The 22609-nt window shown below is 67.9% G+C and carries 11 protein-coding genes; 5 read left to right on the forward strand and 6 right to left on the reverse strand.

Translation table 11 applies throughout. The features are described from left to right. The first annotated feature begins 70 nt into the window (after positions 1 to 70). From AC5Y4H_RS02125 to AC5Y4H_RS02145, 5 genes are all read left to right on the forward strand, one after another. A complete protein-coding gene (locus AC5Y4H_RS02125; RefSeq protein WP_499978186.1) occupies positions 71 to 3406 on the forward strand; it encodes an arabinosyltransferase domain-containing protein in 3336 nt (1111 codons plus the stop codon). Further along, positions 3403 to 6630 carry an arabinosyltransferase domain-containing protein gene (locus AC5Y4H_RS02130; protein ID WP_499978188.1) on the forward strand — a complete coding sequence of 1076 codons (3228 nt, stop codon included), beginning with the start codon at positions 3403 to 3405 and terminating at the stop codon, positions 6628 to 6630. Before AC5Y4H_RS02125 ends, AC5Y4H_RS02130 begins: the two co-directional genes overlap by 4 nt. A 173-nt stretch (positions 6631 to 6803) precedes the next feature. After that, entirely contained in the window at positions 6804 to 7319 is a 516-nt protein-coding gene (locus tag AC5Y4H_RS02135; protein ID WP_499978191.1) for a hypothetical protein, read from the forward strand. A gap of 122 nt (positions 7320 to 7441) precedes the next feature. Continuing rightward, positions 7442 to 7888, forward strand: coding sequence for an FHA domain-containing protein (locus tag AC5Y4H_RS02140; RefSeq protein WP_499978193.1), 447 nt, complete (start codon positions 7442 to 7444; stop codon positions 7886 to 7888). A 113-nt stretch (positions 7889 to 8001) separates the two neighbouring features. Next, on the forward strand, positions 8002 to 9777 hold the full coding sequence (locus AC5Y4H_RS02145) for an acyl-CoA dehydrogenase family protein (RefSeq protein ID WP_499978196.1): 1776 nt from the start codon (positions 8002 to 8004) through the stop codon (positions 9775 to 9777). Positions 9778 to 9804: 27 nt separating this feature from the next. On the opposite strand, the gene AC5Y4H_RS02150 is transcribed toward AC5Y4H_RS02145, so the two are convergent. The 6 genes from AC5Y4H_RS02150 to ag85A form a co-directional block, all read right to left on the reverse strand. Next, positions 9805 to 11379 carry an acyl-CoA carboxylase subunit beta gene (locus tag AC5Y4H_RS02150; protein ID WP_499978606.1) on the reverse strand — a complete coding sequence of 525 codons (1575 nt, stop codon included), beginning with the start codon at positions 11377 to 11379 and terminating at the stop codon, positions 9805 to 9807. Positions 11380 to 11390: 11 nt separating this feature from the next. Next, on the reverse strand, positions 11391 to 16829 hold the full coding sequence (gene pks13, locus AC5Y4H_RS02155) for a polyketide synthase Pks13 (protein ID WP_499978198.1): 5439 nt from the start codon (positions 16827 to 16829) through the stop codon (positions 11391 to 11393). 13 nt (positions 16830 to 16842) lie between these two features. Beyond that, on the reverse strand, positions 16843 to 18741 hold the full coding sequence (gene fadD32, locus AC5Y4H_RS02160; protein ID WP_499978200.1) for a long-chain-fatty-acid--AMP ligase FadD32: 1899 nt from the start codon (positions 18739 to 18741) through the stop codon (positions 16843 to 16845). A 330-nt stretch (positions 18742 to 19071) separates the two neighbouring features. After that, positions 19072 to 20082 carry a carboxylesterase Culp6 gene (gene culp6, locus AC5Y4H_RS02165; RefSeq protein WP_499978203.1) on the reverse strand — a complete coding sequence of 337 codons (1011 nt, stop codon included), beginning with the start codon at positions 20080 to 20082 and terminating at the stop codon, positions 19072 to 19074. A gap of 168 nt (positions 20083 to 20250) precedes the next feature. Next, positions 20251 to 21153, reverse strand: coding sequence for an esterase family protein (locus AC5Y4H_RS02170; RefSeq protein WP_499978607.1), 903 nt, complete (start codon positions 21151 to 21153; stop codon positions 20251 to 20253). Between the two features lie 158 nt (positions 21154 to 21311). Continuing rightward, a complete protein-coding gene (gene ag85A / locus AC5Y4H_RS02175) occupies positions 21312 to 22355 on the reverse strand; it encodes a diacylglycerol acyltransferase/mycolyltransferase Ag85A (protein WP_499978205.1) in 1044 nt (347 codons plus the stop codon). Positions 22356 to 22609: the final 254 nt, after the last annotated feature.

Raw genomic sequence — 22609 nt, forward strand, 5'->3', positions numbered from 1 at the left:
CCCGTCGCCGGGCCGCTGCGCGGCCCCGCGTCCTCATCGGACAAAGCCTCGTCGCTTACGATCGAGCCTCGTGCCCCACGACGGTAAAGAGCGATCGCAGCGGATGCCCCGGTCGGTGGCCGCGATCGCAGGGATCGTGGGCCTGCTGCTGTGCCTGTCCGTCCCGCTGCTTCCGGTGCGACAGACCACCGCCACGGTCCTGTGGCCCCAAGGCAGCACGGACGGGCACGTCAGCCAGATCACCGCTCCTCTGGTGTCGGGGGCCCCGCGGGCGCTGGATATCTCCATTCCCTGCCCGGACATCGCCACCCTGCCCGCCGCCGGCGGCCTGGTGGTTTCCACGCTGCCGCCCGGCGGCGTAGACGCCGGGAAAAACGGGCTTTTCGTGCGGGCCAACACCGACGTGGTCGTCGTCGCATTCCGGGACACTGTCGCCACGGTCGCGCAGCGCTCGGCGGTCGCCGCAGGGGGCTGCAGCGCGCTGCACGTCTGGGCCAACGCCGGCGCGACGGGCGCCGAATTCATCGGCATACCCGGCGCCTCCGGGGTGCTGCCGGCCGAAAAGAAGCCTCAGGTTGGCGGGGTTTTCACCGACATGAAGGTGTCCGCAGGGCCGGGGCTGTCGGCCCGGATCGACGTTGACACCCGATTCATCACCGCACCCACCGTCCTCAAGGAAGTCGTGATGGTCCTGGGGGCCCTGGCGGTGCTGACGGCCATCGTCGCGCTCGCGGTGCTGGATCGGCGCAGCCGAGGCGGCAGCACGCTGCTCAACTGGCGTTCCCCAATCGCCTGGCTCTCCAGGTACCGCCCCGGTACGCGCCTGGGCAACTGGCGCCGGGTGGGAATCGCGACCTGGATCGCCGATGCGGGGGTGATCGCGACCCTGCTGCTGTGGCACGTCATCGGCGCCACCTCGTCGGACGACGGCTACAACCTGACCATCGCGCGCGTCGCCCCCAGCGCCGGCTACATCGCCAACTACTACCGCTACTTCGGCACCACGGACGCGCCCTTCGACTGGTATCTCGGGTTGCTGTCCAAGATGGCCACGGTGAGCACGGCCGGCGTGTGGATGCGGCTGCCCGCCACGGTCGCCGCGATCGCGTGCTGGCTGATCATCAGCCATTGGGTGCTGCGCCGGCTCGGGCCGGGCCGCGGCGGCCTCGCCGCCAACCGGGTGGCGGTCTTCACGGCGGGTGCGGTGTTCGTGGCGGCGTGGTTGCCGTTCAACAACGGTCTGCGGCCCGAACCGCTGATCGCCCTGGGCGTGCTGGTCACCTGGATGCTGATGGAACGTGCGATCGCTCTGCGGCGGTTGGCGCCCGCGGCGGTGGCCGTCATCGTGGCGTTGCTGAGCGCGACGCTCGCGCCGCAGGGCCTGGTCGCCGTGGCGGCGCTGCTGACCGGGGCGCGGGCCGTCGCCCAGACGATCCGGCGCCGCCGGGCGACCGACGGGTTGTTGGCCCCGCTGGCGGTGCTGGCTGCGTCGCTGTCGCTGATCCTCGTGGTCGTGTTCCGCAGTCAGACGCTGGCCACGGTCGGCGAGTCGGCCCGGATCAAGTACAAGGTCGGCCCGACCATCGCCTGGTACCAGGATTGGCTGCGTTACTACTTCCTCACGGTGGAATCCAACCCGGACGGATCGATGGCACGGCGATTCGCGGTGCTGGTGCTGCTGCTGTGCATGTTCGGGATGCTGGTCACCCTGCTGCGCCGGGGCCGGATCCCGGGCGTGGCCAGCGGCCCGGCGTGGCGGCTGATCGGTACCACCGCGTTCGGCCTGCTGTTGTTGACGTTCACGCCGACGAAGTGGGCGGTCCAGTTCGGCGCGTTCGCCGGGCTGGCCGGGGCGCTGGGTGCGGTGACCGCGTTCGCCCTGGCCCGGATCGGCCTGCACAACCGCCGCAACCTGACGCTGTACGTGACGGCGCTGCTGTTCGTGCTCGCGGTGGCGACCTCCGGCGTCAACGGCTGGTTCTACGTCGGTAACTACGGGGTGCCGTGGTATGACATCCAGCCGGTCATCGCCAGCCACCCGGTGACGTCGATGTTCCTGGCGCTGTCGATCGCGACCGGCCTGCTGGCCGCCTGGCAGCACTTCCGGATGGACTACGCCGGGCACACCGAGGTCAAGGACAACCGGCGCAACCGGGTCCTGGCGTCGACCCCGCTGTTGGTGGTCGCGACGATCATGGTGGTCGGCGAAGTCGCCTCGCTGACCAAGGGCGCGGTGTTCCGCTATCCCCTGTACACGACCGGCAAGGCCAACCTCGCCGCGATCACTTCGGGGCTCTCGCCGGCCAGCTGCGCCATGGCCGACGACGTGCTGACCGAGCCGGATCCCAACGCCGGCATGCTGCAGCCGGCGCCCGGGCAGACCTTCGGCCCGGACGGCCCGCTCGGCGGCAGCAACCCGGTCGGGTTCAAACCCGACGGTGTCGGCGATGACCTCAGGTCCTATCCGGTGGTCACCAAGCCCGGCGTGGTGAATTCCACCGGGTCACCAAACAAACCCAATGCCACCATGAGCGACTCCGCGGGCACGGCCGGCGGGAAAGGCCCGGTCGGGGTGAACGGGTCGCATGCCGCGCTGCCGTTCGGACTGGACCCGGCCCGCACCCCGGTGATGGGCAGCTACGGCGAGAATTCGCTGGCCGCCACCGCGACCTCGGCGTGGTACCAGCTGCCGCCGCGTAGCCCGGACCGGCCGATCGTCGTGGTGACGGCGGCCGGCGCCATCTGGTCGTACAAAGAGGACGGCACCTTCACCTACGGCCAGCAGCTGAAACTGCAGTGGGGCCACCGCGACTTGGCCCGTCCCGACGGCACCACCCAGCCGCTGGCGGAGGTGTATCCGATCGACATCGGGCCGGAGCCGGCGTGGCGCAACCTCCGGTTCCCGCTGACCTGGGCGCCGCCGGAGGCGAATGTGGCGCGCATCGTCGCGTACGACCCGAACCTGAGTTCGGATCAGTGGTTCGCGGTCACGCCGCCGCGCGTCCCGGTGCTGCAAACCCTGCAGCAGTTGATGGGCTCGCACACGCCCGTGCTGATGGACATCGCCACCGCCGCGAACTTCCCCTGCCAGCATCCGCTCTCCGAACACCTTGGCGTTGCCGAACTTCCGCAGTACCGCATCCTGCCCGATCACAAACAAACGGCGGCGTCGTCGAACGGGTGGCAGGCCAGCGAGGACGGTGGTCCGTTCCTGATCACTCAGGCGATGCTGCGTACCTCGACGATCGCGACGTACCTGCGTGGCGACTGGCATCGCGACTGGGGATCCGTGGAGCAGTACTTCCGGTTGGTGCCGGCTGATCAGGCGCCGGACGCCGTAATCGAACAGGGTGTGATGACAGTGCACGGCTGGAGCCGCCAGGGACCGATTCGGGCGCTGCCATGAGCGTCACGACCGTCGACAACCGCGAGGGCAAAACGGCACCCCGCCAAGACGTGCGCGTGACGCGCTGGGTCGCGACGATCGCCGGGCTGATCGGTTTCATCCTGTCGGTCGCGACGCCGCTGCTGCCCGTCGTGCAGACCACCGCAACGCTGAACTGGCCGCAGAACGGCAAGCTGAACAGCGTTACCGCGCCACTGATTTCGCTGACCCCGGTCGACGTGCACGTGACCGTGCCGTGCTCGGTCGTGCGCGCCCTGCCGCCGGAGGGCGGCGTCGTGCTCTCGACGGCGCCCAAGAAGGGCAAGGACGCCGCCCTCAACGCGTTGTTCGTGGTCGTCAACGGCAAGCGCGTCGACGTCACCGACCGCAACGTGGTAATCGCCAGCGCGGCGCGGGATCAGGTGGACTCACCACAATGTCAGCGCATCGACATCACCTCGACCAAAGCGGGCGCCTTCGCCTACTTCGTCGGGCTCAACGATCCGGCGGGCAAACCGCTCGGTGGCGGCTTCCCCGACCCGAACCTGCGGCCACAGATCGTCGGGGTGTTCACCGACCTGAACGGGCCGGCCCCGGCGGATCTGAAGCTCTCGGCGACCATCGACACCCGGTTCTCCACCACGCCGACGACGCTGAAACTGGTCGCGATGGTGCTGGCGATCGTGTCCACCATCGTCGCGCTGATCGCCTTGTGGCGGCTCGATCAGCTGGACGGTCACCGGATGCGCCGGCTCATCCCGGCGAACTGGCGAACGTTCACCCTTGCCGACGTCACGGTGATCTCCGGCTTCGTGCTGTGGCATGTGATCGGGGCGAACTCGTCCGACGACGGCTACATCCTGGGCATGGCCCGCGTCGCCGACCGCGCCGGCTACATGTCGAACTACTTCCGCTGGTTCGGCAGCCCCGAGGACCCCTTCGGCTGGTACTACAACCTGCTGGCGCTGATGACTCACGTGACCGACGCCAGCCTGTGGATGCGGTTGCCGGACTTGATCGCCGGAATCGTCTGTTGGCTGCTGCTCTCGCGCGAGGTGCTGCCCCGGCTGGGGCCCGCGGTGGCCGCCAGCAAGGCCGCGAACTGGGCGGCGGGCATGGTCCTGTTGACGGCCTGGATGCCGTTCGACAACGGGCTGCGCCCCGAACCGATCATCGCTGTCGGGTCGCTGATTACCTATGTGCTGATCGAGCGGTCCATGCGCTACAGCCGGCTGACGCCCGCGGCGCTGGCGGTCATCACCGCCGCATTCACCCTCGGCGTCCAGCCCACCGGATTGATCGCGGTGGCCGCGCTGGTCGCCGGCGGCCGCCCGATCCTGCGCATTCTGGTGAAACGCCATCGCCTGGTCGGTACCTGGCCGCTGGTGGCGCCGATGCTGGCCGCCGGCACGGTCATCCTTACCGTGGTGTTCGCCGACCAGACGCTGTCAACGGTGTTGGAAGCAACTAGAATTCGGACCGCCATCGGTCCCAGCCAGGCCTGGTACACCGAGAACCTGCGCTATTACTACCTGATCCTGCCCACCGTCGACGGCTCGCTGTCGCGCCGCTTCGGGTTCCTGATCGCGGCGCTGTGTCTGTTCACGGCCGTCTTTATCATGCTGCGGCGCAAGCGGATTCCCGGGGTTGCGCGCGGGCCGGCCTGGCGGCTGATGGGCGTCATCTTCGGCACCATGTTCTTCCTGATGTTCACCCCCACCAAGTGGGTGCACCACTTCGGGCTGTTCGCCGCGGTGGGAGCAGCGATGGCCGCGCTGACGACGGTGCTGGTGTCGCACGAGAGCTTGCGCTGGTCGCGCAACCGCATGGCATTCCTGGCGGCGCTGCTGTTCGTGCTGGCGCTGTGTTTCGCCACCACGAACGGCTGGTGGTACGTGTCGAGCTTCGGCGTCCCGTTCAACAACGTGATGCCGAGGTTCCACGGAATCAGCATCAGCACAGTCTTTTTCGCGCTGTTTGTGATCGTCGCGCTGTACGCGGCGTATCTGCATTTCGCACCGAGGGACCGTGGCGAAGGACGACTGGCGCGGGCACTGACCGCCGCGCCAATCCCACTGGCGGCCGGGTTCATGGCGCTGGTGTTCATCGCGTCGATGGTGGCCGGCATCGTGCGCCAGTACCCCACCTACTCCAACGCCTGGGACAACCTGCGCGAGTTCAGCGGCGGCTGCGGGCTGGCAGACGACGTGCTCGTCGAGCCGGACAGCAATGCCGGCTTCATGGTGCCGCTGCCCGACAATTTCGGCCCGCTCGGGCCGTTGGGTGGTGTGAACCCCACGGGCTTTAGTCCCAACGGCGTACCGGATCGCACGCTGGCGGAGTCGGTCAAGGAAACGGAGGTGCCGCAGCCCGGCACCGACTACGACTGGGACGCGCCGCTCAAGCTGAAGGCCCCGGGCGTCAACGGCTCGACGGTCCCGCTGCCGTACGGCCTCGACCCCGGCCGGGTTCCGCTGGCGGGCAGCTACACCACCGGCGCGCAACAGCAGAGCAGGCTTACGTCGGCGTGGTACCAGCTGCCGAAGCCCGACGACGGACACCCGCTGGTCGTGGTGACCGCCGCGGGCACCATCGCCGGCAATAGCATCCTGCACGGCCACACCAGCGGACAGACCGTGGAGCTGGAATTCGGCAGGCCCGGCCCGGGCGGTGCGGTGCAGCCAGCCGGCCGCCTAGTGCCCTACGACCTGTACGGCGAGCAGCCGAAGGTGTGGCGGAACCTGCGCTTCGCGCGCTCCCAGATGCCCGCCGACGCCATCGCGGTGCGGGTGGTCGCCGAGGACCTGTCGCTGACACCCGACGACTGGATCGCGCTGACGCCGCCGCGGGTGCCGGAGCTGCGCTCGTTGCAGGAGTACATCGGTTCCAAGCGGCCGGTTCTGATGGACTGGGCTGTTGGGCTGGCATTCCCCTGCCAGCAGCCGATGCTGCATTCCAACGGCGTCACCGAGATCCCGGAGTTCCGTATCACCCCCGACTACAACGCCAAGAAGCAGGACACCGACACCTGGCAGGATGGCGTCAACGGCGGGCTGCTGGGCATCACCGACCTGTTGCTGCGGGCCCACGTCATGTCGACGTACTTGTCGCACGACTGGGGCCGTGACTGGGGATCACTGCGTAAATTCGACACCATCGCCGACGCGCGCCCGGCGCAACTCGACCTGGGCACCGCCGTCCGCACCGGATGGTGGTCGCCCGGACCTATTCGCATCAAGCCGTAGCGCGCGAACTGAGCACCGGCTCGCAAATGGCGTCGCCGCGTCATTATTCATCGGTTGAATAGTGCGCGTGAATTAACGACGTAGTAATTTCTTTTCGAGGTTTAAGCGCGCCATTTCCGGGTCAATACTTATTCCGCTGTGATCCATTTCACATGATGGAAAAGGGTGGCCCTATGCACGCGCTGACACGCCTGGGAACCTGCGCGGCCGCGGGCGCGCTGCTGATCGGCCCGGCCTCGACTTCGGCCATCGGCACGGCGGCGGCCGAGGGCGGCGGCACCACCGTCGTGTTCGACAACTACCTGCGGCGTTGCGATTTCAGCAAGGTCGCTATCGCCCCCAAGGTGCCGGGCCCGATGCTCGGCACCGGTTCGGCCATCATCCGCACCGGCGGGGGCCGAGCCGTCGCCGAGGTGCATCTGGTCGACGGTCCCGAGCCGGGCATGCATTACGACGTCGGCCTCATCGAAGAACCCCGCCCGTCGTCGTCGACCTGCGGACCCGGAGACCCGGGAACCGCCTTTACCGGAATGGATCTGGACGGCGCCGGAAACGGAACGGCCACCGTTACCGACGCAATTCGACCGGGCACCACCGGTGTATGGGTGATCATCGAGCGGCCGAATGCCAATTCGCAGAATCCCGGGGAGTTCTATACGTCCGAGTACCTGGTGCCGGTGCGGGCATAACCTCCGCCGGCAGGCTCCTTGGCAGCACCCGCCCCGGACGAAACAGGGACTTCCGTCCCTTGCTTGACACTTACGGCAGATGCTGCGATGTAGGTGTCGGCGGGATGGTGTGAAAGGCAGCGGTGTCGGCGTCATACGAGGAGACGAGCCAGCAACCGATAGTAACGGGTGAAGCCACCGGCGACATCGGTTCGCTGTCGCCTGCCGACCCCCGGGACGAGATCGACACGTCGTCGGTCGTCGCCGAAGCGGCCGCGACGCTGCCCCGCGGCTCGGCCATGCTCGTGGTGAAGCGGGGCCCCAACGTGGGGGCGAAGTTCGAGTTGAACCAGCCGGTGATGAACGCGGGTCGGCACCCGGCCAGCGACATCTTTCTCGACGACATCACGGTCAGTCGCAGGCACGCAGAATTCCACGCCGCGAGCGGCGAATTCCGTGTCGTCGATCTCGGTAGCCTCAACGGCACCTATCTCAACCGCGCCGCGGTCGACTCCGCGGTGCTTACCAACGGCGACGTGCTCCAGGTCGGCAATTTCCGGCTGATCTTCCTCACCGCCCCGGGTGACTGACCCACGACCGCCTACGAATTCAGTTCCGGCCGAACGGTTTTTCGCGTCCGCGCCGACGGTGGCCGCCGCGTGTTACTGCCTGACGATCGGCTCGGCGCGTACCGTCATGACCCATGAGCGACTACGCCGTAGAGGCGGTGGACCGGCTGCCGTTTTCCACCGACGAGAAAACCCAGCGCTACGCGACGGAGAACTACCGCGGAGCCGTCGGGCTCAATTGGTACCTCACCGATCCCACGCTTCGGTTCACCATGGCCTACTACCTCGAGCCCGACGAATTGGAGCTGGCCGAGCGCCACTTGACGCGCATCGGTGAACTGATGGGCGGCCCGGTGGCGCGGTGGGCCGAAGAGACGGATCGCAACCCACCCCAGCTGCGGCGCTACGACCGGTGGGGTCACGACATCAGCGAGGTCGCGATGCCGGCATCCTTCACGCAGTCCAAGCGTGCCGTTCTGGACGCCCAGCAGGCGCTCCGAACCGAGGCGCGGGACGCGAAGGTGAGCTCGTCGCTGCCCATGTTCGCGTCGAATTATCTGCTCAATCAAGCCGATATCGGGATGGGTTGCGCCTTGGGCACCGGCGGCGGCATGGTCCAGTCGTTGGTCGCCGCCTACGCGCCACCCGACGTGGCCGAACACGTGCTGGCCAAATTCGCCTCGGGCGAATGGGCCGGCGAGACGGCGCAGCTGCTGACCGAACGCACCGGCGGCTCCGATTTGGGCGCCCTGGAGACCACCGCGACGCGCCAAGGTGACGCGTGGTTGTTGAACGGCTTCAAGTGGTTCGCATCCAACTGCGCCGGGGAGGCCTTCGTCGTCCTGGCGAAACCCGAAGGCGCACCGGATACTTCGCGAGGCGTCGCCAACTTCCTAGTGTTGCGCACCCGCCGCGACGGCTCGCGCAACGGCGTCCGCGTCCGTCGGCTGAAGGACAAGCTGGGCACCCGGTCGGTGGCCTCGGGTGAGGTCGAATTCGTCGATGCCGAAGCGTTTTTGCTGTCCGGCGAGCCCACCGACGCGGCCGCGGGTCCGTCGGACGGCAAGGGGCTGGGCCGCATGATGGAGCTGACCAACGCCGCGCGCCTGGGCATCGCCTTGTTCGGGCTCGGCAATGCACGCCGCGCCCTGGTCGAATCGCTGTGCTATGCCAAGCAACGATGGGCCTTCGGCGGCGCGCTCATCGACAAGCCGCTGATGCGGCGCAAACTCGCGGAGATGATCGTCGACGTCGAGGCCGCACAGGCGTTGGTGTTCGACGGCACCGGCGCCACGAATCATCGTCAGCCGCGCAGCATGCGCCAACGAATCGCCGTGCCGGTCACCAAGCTCAAGGTATGCCGGTTGGGGATCACCGCGGCGTCGGATGCGATCGAAATCCACGGCGGCAACGGCTATATCGAGACCTGGCCGGTGGCGCGGCTGCTACGCGACGCGCAGGTGAACACCATCTGGGAGGGACCGGACAACATCTTGTGTCTGGACGTGCGACGCGGGATCGAACAGACCCGCGCGCACGAGACGCTGTTGGCCCGGCTGCGCGATGCGGTGTCGGTCGCCGACGACGGCGAGGCCACCCGGCTGGTCGCGGGCCGGATCGAGGACCTCGACGCGGCGATCACCGCGTGGACCAAACTCGACAGACAGACGGCCGAGGCGCGGCTGTTTCCGCTGGCCCAGTTCATGGGTGACGTCTATGCCGGTGCGTTGCTCATCGAGCAGGCAGCCTGGGAGCGCACCACCCGCGGTGGTGAACGCAAGGCGCTCGTCGCGCGGCTCTACACCCAGCGATATCTCGCCGATCGCGGGGCGCTGCGCGGTATCGACGCCGACTCCGACGAGGCGTTGGAGCACTTCGACGAACTGCTGGACGGCACGCTGCGGCTCTAGGCTTGGGCGGCGTCACCGCGCGGCCGACTAGATCGGGATCAGGCCGTGCTTACGCGCCGTGCGGAACCACAGTTGCTTCTCCCGCAGCAGTTTCATCGACTTGCGCAGCAGCAATCTGGTCTCGTGCGGGTCGATGACCGCATCGATGAAGCCGCGCTCGGCGGCGGTCCACGGGATCGCCATATTGAGGTTGTAGCCCTCGATGAAGTCCTTCTTGATCTGCTGCGCCTCGGGCGTGGTCGGGTCGGGGAACCGCTTCATCAGCAGCTGCGCGGCCCCCTCGGCGCCGATCACCGCGATGCGCGCGGTCGGCCAGGCGAAGTTGAAGTCGGCGGTCAGCTGGCGCGATCCCATCACGGCGTAGGCGCCGCCGTAGGACTTGCGAACCGTGATCGTCACCTTCGGCACGTCGGCCTCGACGACCGAGTAGAGGAACCGGCCGCCGCGCTTGATGATGCCGTTCTTCTCCTGTTCGGCGCCCGGCAGGAAGCCCGGCGTATCCACCACGAAGACCAGCGGGATGTTGAACGCGTCGCAGAACCGGATGAATCGCGCCGCCTTGTCGGAGGCCTCGTTGTCGATCGACCCCGACAGGTGCATGGGCTGGTTGGCGATCACGCCCACCGGGCGCCCGTCGACGCGGGCGTACCCGGTGATGATGGCCGGCCCGTGTTGCGCGGCGACCTCGAGAAAGTCGCCGTCGTCGAAGATCCGCAACAGGATCTCGTGCATGTCGTAGGCCATGTTGTCCGAGTCCGGCACGATCGTGTCGAGCTCCAGATCGGTCGGGGTCGTCTCCGGCTCCAGGCCCGGGTTGACGATCGGCGGCTCGCTGACGGCGCTCGACGGCAGGAACGACAGGAAGTCACGCACGTACTGGAAGGCCTCGGCCTCGGAGTTCACCACCTGGTGGATGTTGCCGTAGCGGGCCTGCGCATCCGAACCACCGAGCTCGTCGAGGGTGACGTCCTCGCCGGTGACTTCCCGGATCACGTCGGGGCCGGTGACGAAGAAGTAGCCCTGGTCGCGCACCGAGACCAGCAGGTCGTCCTGGATCGGCGAATACACCGCGCCCCCAGCGCATTTGCCGAAGATGAGGGAGATCTGCGGCACCAGCCCGCTCAAAGCCTCGTGGCGGCGGCCCAGCTCGGCGTACCACGCCAGCGAGGTGACCGCGTCCTGAATGCGGGCGCCACCGGAGTCCTGGATGCCGATGATCGGGCAGCCGACCATCGCGCACCACTCCATCAGCCGCGCGACCTTGCGGCCGAACATCTCGCCGACGGTGCCCTGGAACACGGTCTGGTCGTGGGAGAACACCCCGACCGGGCGGCCGTCGATCATGGCGTGGCCGGTGATGCAGCCGTCGCCGTAGAGCGCGTTCGGGTCGTTGGGCGTTTTGGCCAGCGCCCCGACTTCCAGGAAGGTGCCCGGGTCGACCAGAGCGTGCACCCGCGCGCGAGCGCTCGGGATGCCCTTCTTGTCGCGCTTGGCGGCGGCTTTCTCACCGCCGGGCTCTTTGGCCAGTTCCAGGCGAGCACGGAGCTCGGCCAGCTTCTCGGCGGTGGTGTGCTGGATGGGAGCTGCCCCCGGAGCTGGCACGGTCTCCGTCACTACTTGCCCACCTCACTCGTCTGACTGATTTCGGCCTCCACCTTATTCAGCACGTCGGCGAGGTGAGCACCGACCTTGCCGATGATCGGTTCGTCGATGGCCTGGATGTGCTCGCCGCCGATCGGGACGACCTCGAGGTCGGCCACGTACTCGCCCCAGCCGCCGTCGGGCTGACGGACCGCATATCGCGGCTCGAACTGGATGACGTCATCGTGGTAGCGATCGGCCATGTACAGGGTCACGTGGCCGTCATACGGCTCGATCTGGACGGTTTCGAGCGCCCGGTTGTCCAGGTAGGACGTCCGCTGGTGCTCGACGATGCCGCCCGGGATCTGCACACCGCTTTGCTGGACGATGTCCAGCACGAACTTGACCTGCCCCTCGTCGTCGAGCTCCTCGAGCTGCTCGTAGGGGATCGCGGGGATCTCGACGTTGAAGGTGCGCTCGGCGAACTTCGCGTACCGGTCCCAGCGCTTGCGGGTCTCCTCCTGCGTCTGCGGGATCTCCTCGCCGGCGCGCACGGTGTCGATCATCCCGACGAAACGCACGTCGGCCCCGGCCCGCTTGAGCCCGATCGCGCAGGCGTAAGCGAGCGCCCCGCCGAGCGACCAACCGGCCAGGATGAACGGCTTGCCCTCGTTCATCTCCAACAGCTTCGGCACGTACTGGGCGGCCCGTTCCTGGACCGTGCCCTCCACGCGCTCGAACCCGTACATCGGCGTGTCCGGCGGCAACCGCTTCAACAACGGCTCGTAGACCACGGTCGAACCGCCGGCGGGATGGAACACGAAGACGGGGACCTGCGACTCGTTCCGCGGGGCCCGCAGGGTGCGGACGAAGCCGTCGATCTGACCGGCCTCCAGGAACTGACGGACCTTTTCGGCCAGCGCCTCGATGGTCTCCGACGTCTGGACATCCTCGGCGGTGATGGTTCCCTCGGCGCGCTCCGAGAGCCGCTGCGCCATCTTGGCCGCAGTGTCCTCGTCGAGCTTGGGCAGCGGGTTGAAGATGCCGCCCGGCGACTTGCCTGTGACGATCGCCCACGTCGCGAAGGTCACCCGTTCGGCGGCATCACGTGGCGGCACATCGGAATTCAGTGCCTTGGCCACCGCCTCCTGGCTGAGGGCCCCCGCCAGGTCCGGCTTCGCGCCGTTGGTCGCCGCACCCTTCGGGCCGGACGGATCCGTCGGTGGCGGCGGGATCGACGCGTCCGACGCCGGCGGATCCGGCTGGGTCTCGGGCTCGGCCTGCGGGTCCGGCGCGGGTGCGGCGGCCGAAATCGGCGTTGCCCCGCTGAGCAATTGGGCTTGCTCTTTGGCGATCTCCTCGGGCGTCAGCGTCTTCTGGTGCTCGTGCAACTGCTGGACCTCGTCGCGGTGCTCGACCGCGTACTCGATCAGCTTCTCGACGGCGTAGAGGTTGGCGTCGCGCACCGCGGTCAGCTGGATGGGCGGCATGTCGAAGTCGTACTCGACGCGGTTCTTGATCCGCACCGCCATCAGCGAGTCCAGGCCGAGCTCGATCAGCGGCACCTCCCACGGCAGGTCCTCGGGCTCGTAACCCATGGCCGCCGAAACGATCATCCCCAGCCGCTCGCCGATCGTCTCGCCGGAATCCGGTGTCCACCTGCCCACGCTGGACGGCAGGTAGCGGTTGGTCAGGCTGTCCGACAACGTCTCCGCGTCGTCCTCCTCGGCCTGCGGCTCGGACACAGGACCCGCCGCCTGGACCGCGGTGGTTGTGGTCGGGGCGGCGATGGCCGCACCGGCGCCCACCGCGGTCGGCAACGCGGCCACACTCTGGCCGGCCCGCGACACCAGCGCGTCGTAGACCAGGGTGAAGGACTCGTCGATGCGGGCGTGCACCTGCACCGACGCGCCACCGGGGTGCCGGGTCATCGTCGTCACCAGCCGGGCGCTGGCGGCGGGCACCGCGCGCTGCTCGGACGCCACCAACTGCGCATCTGAAAGCACCTGTGCTGCAGCGGATCTCACCAGAGCGGCCAGATCCGTCTCGCCGTTGCGCGGTGCGAACTCCCAGACGTGGCGGCCGTCCGGCAACGCGACGTGCGTCCCCGGCATGATCACCGAGCCGTCGCCGGAGAAGTGCACGTCGAGCCAGTGCTCTTTGCGCTTGAACCGGGTCGGCGGAATGTTCGCAAAATCTTCAGGTCCTGGGGCCCTCCGCGCGCGGGTGAACAGGGTGCGGATGTCCAGGTCGTGGCCGTGGACGTAGAGCTGCGCCATGGCCGAGATCATCGACTCGACATCGTCCTGCTTGCGGGCCAGCGTCGGAATCAGTTGGGCGTCATGCAAACCCGCGGCGGCGGTGGTCAGGCCGATCTGCATCAGCGCCACCGGGTTGGGCGCGAGCTCCAGGAACGTGGTGTGCCCGCTGTCGACGGCGTTGCGCACGCCGTGGGTGAAGTAGACCGAATGCCGCATTCCCTTGACCCAGTAGGCGACATCGTGGATCGGCTCGCCGCCGGGCTTGATGTAGGTGCCCTCGTGCACGGTCGAGAAGATCCCGACCGTCGGGCTCAGCGGCTGAATTCCCTGCAGCTCAGCGGAGAACTCACCGAGCAGCGGGTCCATCTGCGAGGTGTGGCCCGCGCCCTTGGTCTGCAGCTTGCGGGCGAAGCGGCCCTCGGCCTCGGCGCGCGCGACGATCGCGTCGATCTGGTCCGGCGGGCCACCGATCACGGTCTGGCTGGGCGCGGCGTAGACGCACACCTCCAGGCCGGGGAAGTCGCCGAACACGGTCTTGAGCTCGTCGGCGGAGTACTCGACGAGCGCCATGAAGCGGATGTATTCGCCGAACAGCATCGACTCGCCCTCGCCCATCAGGTGCGAGCGCGATGCGATCACGCGGGCCGCGTCCGCCAGCGACAGGCCGCCGGCGAAGTATGCCGACGCGGGTTCGCCCAGCGACTGACCAACCACCGCAGCGGGTTTGGCGCCGTGGTGCTTGAGCAACTCGCCCAGGGCGATCTGGATCGCGAAGATGACGACGTTGCTGGTCTCGATGCCGTAGTCGACCGAGTCGTCGAGGATCATCTCGAGCACCGAGTAACCGCGCTCGTCCTGGATCAGCGCGTCGACCTTCTCGATCCACTCGGCGAAGACCTCGTTGCGCAGGTACAGGCTCTTGCCCATCTTGCGGTGCTGCGCACCGAAACCGGCCATCGCCCATACCGGGCCGCTGGTCACCGGCCCGTCGGTGCTGAACACGCCTGGCCGCTGCTTGCCCTCGGCGATCGCGCGCAGACCCTTGATGGCCTCTTCGTGGTCGTGGGCGAGCACCACCGCGCGCGAGCGGCCGTGGTTACGGCGCGACAGCGCCCGGCCGATGGATTCCAGCGACGACGCCTGCCCCTCCGGGGTCTCCATCCAGTCCGCGAGCTCGGCGGCGGCGACCTTCTTGCGCGACGTCAGAAACGCCGACACCGCGAGCGGAATCAGTGGCTTGGTCGGCTCCGACTCCTCTTGTGCGGCAAGCTCTTCCAGTGCAATCTCCTTGAGGCGCAGCGCCTCATCGGTCACGCCCGGAAGCTCGTACTCCGGCTCCTCCGCCTCGGAGGCGTCCGGAATGATGTTGCCGAAGTCGTCGAATCGCAGCGAGTGACTCTCCATCGCCGGCGCTTCTGCCGCGTCGGCGGCCGGGGCGGCGGCCACGGGCTGCGGCTCGGCCTCGCGCTCGATGACGTCGCGGGGGAGCACTTCGCGCACCACCAGGTGCGCGTTGGCCCCACCGAAACCGAAGCTGGACACCCCGGCCAGGGCGTAGCCGCCGTAACGTGGCCAATCGCTGGCACTGTCAACGACTTTCAGCCGCATGCCGTCGAAGTCGATGTAGGGGCTGGGGCCGGCGAAGTTGATCGACGGCGGCAGCTTGTCGTGCTGCAATGCCAGCACCACCTTGGCCAGGCTCGCCGCGCCGGCGGCCGACTCCAGGTGTCCCACATTGGTTTTCACCGCGCCCAGCAGCGCCGGACGGTCGGCGGGCCTCCCCCGCCCGACGATGCGGCCCAGCGCCTCGGCCTCGATCGGGTCACCGAGGACGGTGCCGGTGCCGTGCGCCTCGATGTAGTCGACGGTGCGCGGGTCGATCCCGGCGTCTTTGTAGGCCCGGCGCAGCACCTCGGCCTGGGCGTCCTGGTTGGGGGCGATCAGGCCGTTGGACCGGCCGTCATGGTTGACCGCGCTGCCGGCGATGACGGCCAGGATCTGGTCGCCGTCGCGGCGGGCGTCGTCGACCCGCTTGAGCACGAACATGCCGCCACCCTCGGAACGGGTGTAGCCGTCGGCGTCGGAGGAGAACGACTTGATCCGGCCGTCGGGGGCCAGCACCGCGCCGATCTCGTCGAAACCGAGCGTCACCAGCGGCGTGAGCAGCGCGTTGACGCCACCGGCGACCGCCACGTCGCACTCGCCGTTGCGCAGCGCCTGCACCGCCTGATGCGTCGCCACCAGCGAGCTCGAGCAGGCGGTGTCCAGCGCGACCGACGGTCCGCGGAAGTCGTAGAAGTAGGACACCCGGTTGGCGATGATCGAGCTGGCCGTCCCGGTGATCGCGTAGGGATGCGCCACGGTCGGGTCGGACACGGCCAGGAATTGGTAGTCGTTGTTGGAGAAGCCGACGTACACGCCGACGGCTTCGCCGCGCAGGCTCGACGCCGGGATGCGGGCGTGCTCGAGCGCCTCCCAGGTGAGCTCGAGCGCCATCCGCTGCTGCGGGTCGATGTTGTCGGCCTCGGTCTTGGCGACCGCGAAAAACTCGGAGTCGAAGCCCTTGATGTCCTTCAGATAGCCGCCCCGGGTGCGGGCGGTGCCGACGCGCTGGGCGATGCGCGGCTCCTCGAGGAATTCCGACCACCGGCCCTCGGGCAGATCGGTGATGGCGTCGCGGCCCTCCATCAGCGCGGCCCAGGTTTCGTCCGGGGAGTTCATGTCCCCGGGCAACCGTGTCGACAGGCCCACGATCGCGATGTCGACGCGCTCGGCCGGACCGGTCCGCGTCCAGTCCGCGCCGTCGAGTTCGTCGTCGGTGACCTCGGGTTCGCCCTCGATGATGCGGGTGGCCAGCGATTCGATGGTCGGGTGCTGGAATGCGACTGCGACTGACAGGGTCACACCCGTCATGTCCTCGATGTCGGCGGCCATCGCCACGGCGTCGCGCGACGCCAGGCCCAGCTCGACCATCGGCACCGACTCATCGATCTCGTCGGGCGATTTCCCGACGGCCCGGCCTACCCAGTTGCGCAGCCATTCGCGCATCTCGGGCACGGTTGTTATGCGCCGCTTCTCTCCCCCGCAAGCGGGAGGTGCCCCCACATCGCTTCGCTCTGCCTCGTCGCCGGCGCGCATGTCGACTTTTTTGGCGGGCACCTCCCCGTCAGGGCCCGGGGTCTGGTTTTCGGGGTGCTCAGTGTCAGCCATGGTCCTTAGAGATTCAGTCAGTGGAGCTGGCGAAGGCCGTCGGGGAACCGACGCCGCTTCGCAGACTGCCGTCGAGGTAGGCCGCGCGGCAGGCGCGGTGCCCGATCTTGCCGCTGGAGGTGCGCGGGATGGTTCCCGATTGCACCAGCAGCAGGTCGCGGACCGTCACGCCGTGGCGTACGGCGATGGCGGCCCGGATGTCGTCGGCGATGGGCTGGTAGTCCAGCTTGTGTGTGCCGGCGGCCCGCTCGGCGACGATCACCAGCTGCTCTGAGCCGTCGTCGGGGTCGTACTTGATGCCGGCGTGCGGGTTGTCGAACACTTCCTTCGGCAGCTGGTTGGCCGGCACCGAGAAGGCGGCGACGTAACCGGTGCGCAGCGCCTTGCTGGCTTCCTGCGCCGAGTATTCAAGGTCCTGCGGATAGTGGTTGCGGCCGTCGATGATGACGAGGTCCTTGATGCGGCCCGCGATGTAGAGGTGGCCCTTGTGGTAGGTGCCGTAGTCGCCGGTCTTGACCCACATGCCGTCGTCGGGGGCACCCTCGGCGTGCGACTCGCTGATCCGCGACTTGAGGATGTTGCGGAAGACGTCGTTGGTCTCTTCTTCTTTGCCCCAGTAGCCGATGCCCAGGTTGTTCCCGTGCAGCCAGATCTCGCCGATCTGACCGTCCGGCAGCTCGCTCGCGGTCTCCGGGTCGACGATGACGGCCCACTCGTCCACGCCGATGATGCCGGCGGAAACCTGGGGAACGGCCTTCGGCGAATCTGCGTCGACCTCGACGAAGCGCTGCTTGTTCAGCTCGTCCCGGTCGACGTGGATGACCCTGGGCGCCTCATCCATCGGCGTGGTGGAGACGAACAGCGTCGCCTCCGCCAGGCCGTAGGACGGCTTGATCGCGGTCTCGCGCAGACCGTACGGCGAAAACGCCTCGTAGAACTTGCGCATCGAGGCCGGAGAGACCGGTTCGCTGCCATTCAGGATCGCCTTGACATTGCTCAGGTCCAGCGGCGGCTCACCCTCCTTGGGCACCCCGCGGACGGCGGCGTGCTCGAACGCGAAGTTCGGCGCCACGGTGATGACCTCGCAGTCCGGGGCGTCTTCGGGCTTGCGCGCCATCTCGCGGATCCACCGGCCGGGACGGCGCACGAAGGCGGCCGGTGTCATGAAGGTGAAGTTGTGACCGATCACCGGCGACAGCAGCGCGGTGATCAGCCCCATGTCGTGGAAGAACGGCAGCCAGGACAGGCCGCGGTCGGCCTCCTTGCCTTCCAGACCGTTGAGCACCTGCAGCACGTTGGTGGGCAGGTTCAAGTGGGTGATCTCCACGCCGGTCGGGGTACGGGTGGACCCGGACGTGTACTGCAGGTAGGCGATGGTGTTCTCGGTGGCCTCCGGCGGCTCCCAGGTCGACGCGACCTCGTTGGGTACCGCGTCGACGGCGATGACGCGGGGCCGCTCCTTGGCCGAACGGGCGCGGATGAACTTGCGGACGCCCTCGGCGGCCTCGGTGGTGGTCAGGATCGTCGACGGGGTGCAGTCGTCGAGCACGGCGTGCAGGCGGCCGACGTGGCCCGGCTCGCTCGGGTCGAACAGCGGCACCGCGATCCGGCCGGCATACAGCGCGCCGAAGAGCGCCACGAGGTAGTTCAGGTTCTGCGGGCACAGGATGGCGATGCGGTCTTCGGGCTGCGTGACCTGCTGCAGCCGGGCGCCCACGGCGCGGTTGCGGGCGCTGAACTCCGACCAGGAGATGTCGCAGGCGACGCCGTCGCGCTCGGTGGAAAAGTCCAGGAACCGGTAGGCGCGCTTGTCGCCGCGAACCTTCGCCCACTTCTCAACGTGCTTGACCAAGTTCGTGTTGTCCGGGAACTTGATCTTTCCATTCACGATGAACGGGTTGTGGTACACCATGCCGCTCTCCTGTCGCACCTGTCTTGGGTCGGGCTCGCCCGACGCCTTGTTCTCGGTCGGCTGCGCCGACGGCTTCGTTCTTCATGCCGGCTGCGCCGACGGTTACATGTCTGATCACACGCGTCAGACCGCGCACCGCACCCGTTTGGGGAATGCCGGTTGATGTGCCAGCCCCAGCCAGCATCCACCCCGATCGGGTGCGCGACAACGGTCCGATAGCTCTTAAATTCCTCTTAATGTTACGGGGCTGCCTGCGGCAGACCAAATCACAAGGTACCGCTGATCGACATCGGCAACCGCCACCTGACGCTTGTGTCCCGCCGCCGGAGATCACCCGTGTTTTGGTTGTGGCGCATTTGCGATCAGACCGTGAGCCCAGTTGAGCGTCCAGTCGGTCGCCGGTGCCCCGTCGATGCTCCAGCACTGCGTCGTTGCGTACAGCGCGTGGACCGGCTGACCGGCCCCGCCGGCCAAGGTGTTCAGCGTGGTCGGCAGGTTCGCGATGCTGAACGCCTCCTCCGGAGCGGCGCAGATCAGGTCACCCGGCGCGCAGATCTCGTTGGTCTTCCCGTTGAGGTTGCCGAAACCGCCCGGGCGCTCACCCGTCATGGTCAGGCCCATTCCGGACAGGATGGGCACCTCGTGCAAGGTGATCTCGGCGCCCTGCCCCGGCGGGTTGGGCCCGATGTCGTTGCCGACTCCCATCTGTCGACGACCGTCAGCGATCAACGTCACACCCAACACCAGGTCGTCGTCGACGGGTCCGCGTCCGTTGCCGATATCGCTGGCGATGTCGCCGGCGATCACCGCGCCCTGCGAAAAGCCCATCAGTACGTAACTGGTGAGCGGGCACTTGGCGTTCATGTCGGTCATCGCCTGCACAGTGGCGCGCGTGCCTTCTGCACGGCTGGCGTTGTAGGACATCTGCGTGTCACCGCTCAGCGGATTGTGAAACTGCGCGGTGTAAGGAGTGGTGTAAGCCTGCACCCGCGACGACGGGAATTGCTGGGTGAGGCTGGCGGTCACCTTGTGCAGCAGCGCGTTGGGAAATTGGACGGGGTTGGCGGGATCGTCCTGCACCGAGGACTCCCACGTGCCGGGGACGTCGACCAGCAGCACGTCGGGGCAGGAAGCGTCCTGCGACGCGGGACGCGGCTTGTGCGGGTGCGTCGTCGTCGACGACGGCGGCAGGACGCCGGGCGGAACCGCGCTGGGCTCCGACTGGTGCCCGCGCAGCAAGGTCACCGCGGCCAGGATTCCCAGCAGGACGACCGCGGCGACCGACAGCGCGGCGATCCAGGCGAGGGTGCGTTGCCGCTTACGCCGCGCGCTTGTAGCCATGTTCTCCTGCCAGCAGTGTCGGTGGATCGCAGCTACGCGGTCCTCCCGACCCCCGCTGCACCCAATACACGGTACCGGCTCGGCCGGGTGGGCCGGCCGGGCAGCGACCCGCTAGCGCTACCCGATGGCGCCGACCCGCAGCGTGGGCCGGCCGGGTTGCGATCGTCGCTAGCGAATGGCGCCGACGATCTCACCCGACATCGCCCCGAGCTGCCCCGACCACGAACCCCAGCCGTTGTCGCCGCCGCCGGGGAAATCGAAGTGCCCGTTGTGGCCGCCGTTGCTCCGGTACTGCTGATAGAACTCCCTCGAACTGCCCATCGCCGCGCCGGCCTGACCGATCATCGCGGCGTCGTCGCCGCCCATGTTCGTCGGGCTGTAGACCCAGACGCGGGTGTTGTTCTGCGCCAGCAGCGAGGCGTGCACGTAGGGGTCGTGCCACTTCCACCGGCCCAGCTGCGGGGCCCCCCACATGCCGTTGCCGTCAACACCGCCGAACTGCTGCAGGCCGGCCAGGATCGCGCCGTTGTAGTTGGTGCTCGACGGATAGAGGAACCCGGACAGAGATCCGGCGAAGCCGAAACGGTCCGGATGGAAGGCGGCCAACGCCATCGCACCGTAGCCACCCTGCGATGCACCGACGGCGGCGTGGCCGCCGGGGGCCAGGCCCTTGTTGGCCGCTAGCCAGTCGGGCAGCTCGCTGGACAAGAAGGTGTCCCACTGCTTGCTGCCATCCTGCTCCCAGTTCGTGTACATGCTCCACGCGCCGCCGGCCGGTGCCACCACCGAGATGCCCTTGCCGCCGAGCGTGTTCATCGCGTTACCGGCGGTGACCCAGTTGCTCACGTCCGGGGCCGCGTTGAAGGCATCGAGCAGGTAGACCGCGTGCGGCCCACCGGCCATGAAGGCCACCGGTATGTCGCGGCCCATCGCCGCCGACGGAACCATCAGGCTTTCGTAGCCGGCCGCTCTGGATTTGCCGATAGTCGCCGCGGTCTGTAGCGCGAAGGCCAACCCGACCGCCAGCACGGCTACGCAGAACACCCGGAAAAGCGCCGACATACCCCGCACGACCGTCATGTCCACCCTCCATCGTGTAGTCGCTGCAAGCACATTAGCCAGGGCCGTAGTTCCCCCGCGCGCCGGGTAGTGAAACAAGTCACACGCCGCAACGACTAGCGGCGGAAACCCCGAAGGGTTCCCGCCGCTGGTCGTGCTGCTTGGCGTGTTTAGGTGCCCTGGCCGTTGCCGGCGTTGGTGGTCGCGGCCGTGGCCGGACCCGCACCCGGGGTGGCTCCCAGCGTCGACTGCAGGTCGGGCAGCATGGCGTGAACCTGCGCGCCCCAGTACGGCCAGTCGTGGGTGCCGTTGGCGTCGAAGTTCCACACCGCGTTCTGGCCACCGGCGGCCTTGTAGGCGTCTTGGAACTTCAGGTTGCTGGTCCGCACGAAGCCCTCGAGGAACTTCGCGGGCAGGTTGTCCCCACCCAGGTCCGACGGCTTGCCGTTACCGCAGTACACCCAGATACGGGTGTTGTTGGCGACCAGCTTGCCGACCTGAAGCGACGGGTCGTTGCGGGCCCACGCCGGGTCCTCCTTCGGACCCCACATGTCGGCCGTCTTGTAGCCACCGGCGTCACCCATGGCGAGACCGATCAGCGACGGGCCCATCCCCTGCGACGGGTCCAGCAGCGCCGACAGCGAGCCGGCGTACACGAACTGCTGCGGGTGGTAGGCGGCCAGGATCAGCGCCGACGAACCGGCCATCGACAGACCGACCACGGCGCTGCCGGTCGGCTTCACCTGCTTCTGCGACGAGAGGTACTGGGGCAGCTCGCTGGTCAGGAAGGTCTCCCACTTGTAGGTGGTGCAGCCGGCCTTACCGCAGGCGGGCTTGTACCAGTCGGAGTAGAAGCTGGACTGACCACCGACCGGCATGGCAACCGAGATGCCGGACTGGAGGTACCACTCGAACACCGGGGTGTTGATGTCCCAACCGTTGAAATCGTCCTGCGCGCGCATACCGTCGAGCAGGTACAACGCCGGCGAGTTCGCGCCACCGCTCTGGAACTGAACCTTGATGTCCCGGCCCATGGCGGCGGACGGAACCTGCAGGTACTCCACCGGCAGACCCGGGCGAGAGAAGGCCCCGGCGGTCGCCGAGCCTCCGACGGCGCCAATCAGGCCCGAGAGCAGCGCCGCACCCGCGGCCGCCACGACGAGCCGGCGCGGCATACCCGCCACGGCGCCGCGCAATCTGTCGACAAGCGTCATCCTTGCTTCCTCATCCTTCTTGCGGCCTTTCGGCGCATTTCACCGATCGGTCACTGTCTTGATTGGTCGAACTGCCTGCACGAACCCGAATGCACGGCTCCTTCTCGGGCCATCCCGGCCCGCATCGTCGCCGCGCTAAGCGCAGGAGTGCCCGTGTAGTCAACCACACGTTGCACCATTCGGTCGCATCGAGGCAGGGGCACCAACCGTCGAGCAGCCCTCCTACCCAGCGGTTTTCAATTCGAACATGTGTG

Source organism: Mycobacterium sp. NGS58, assembly GCF_059812385.1.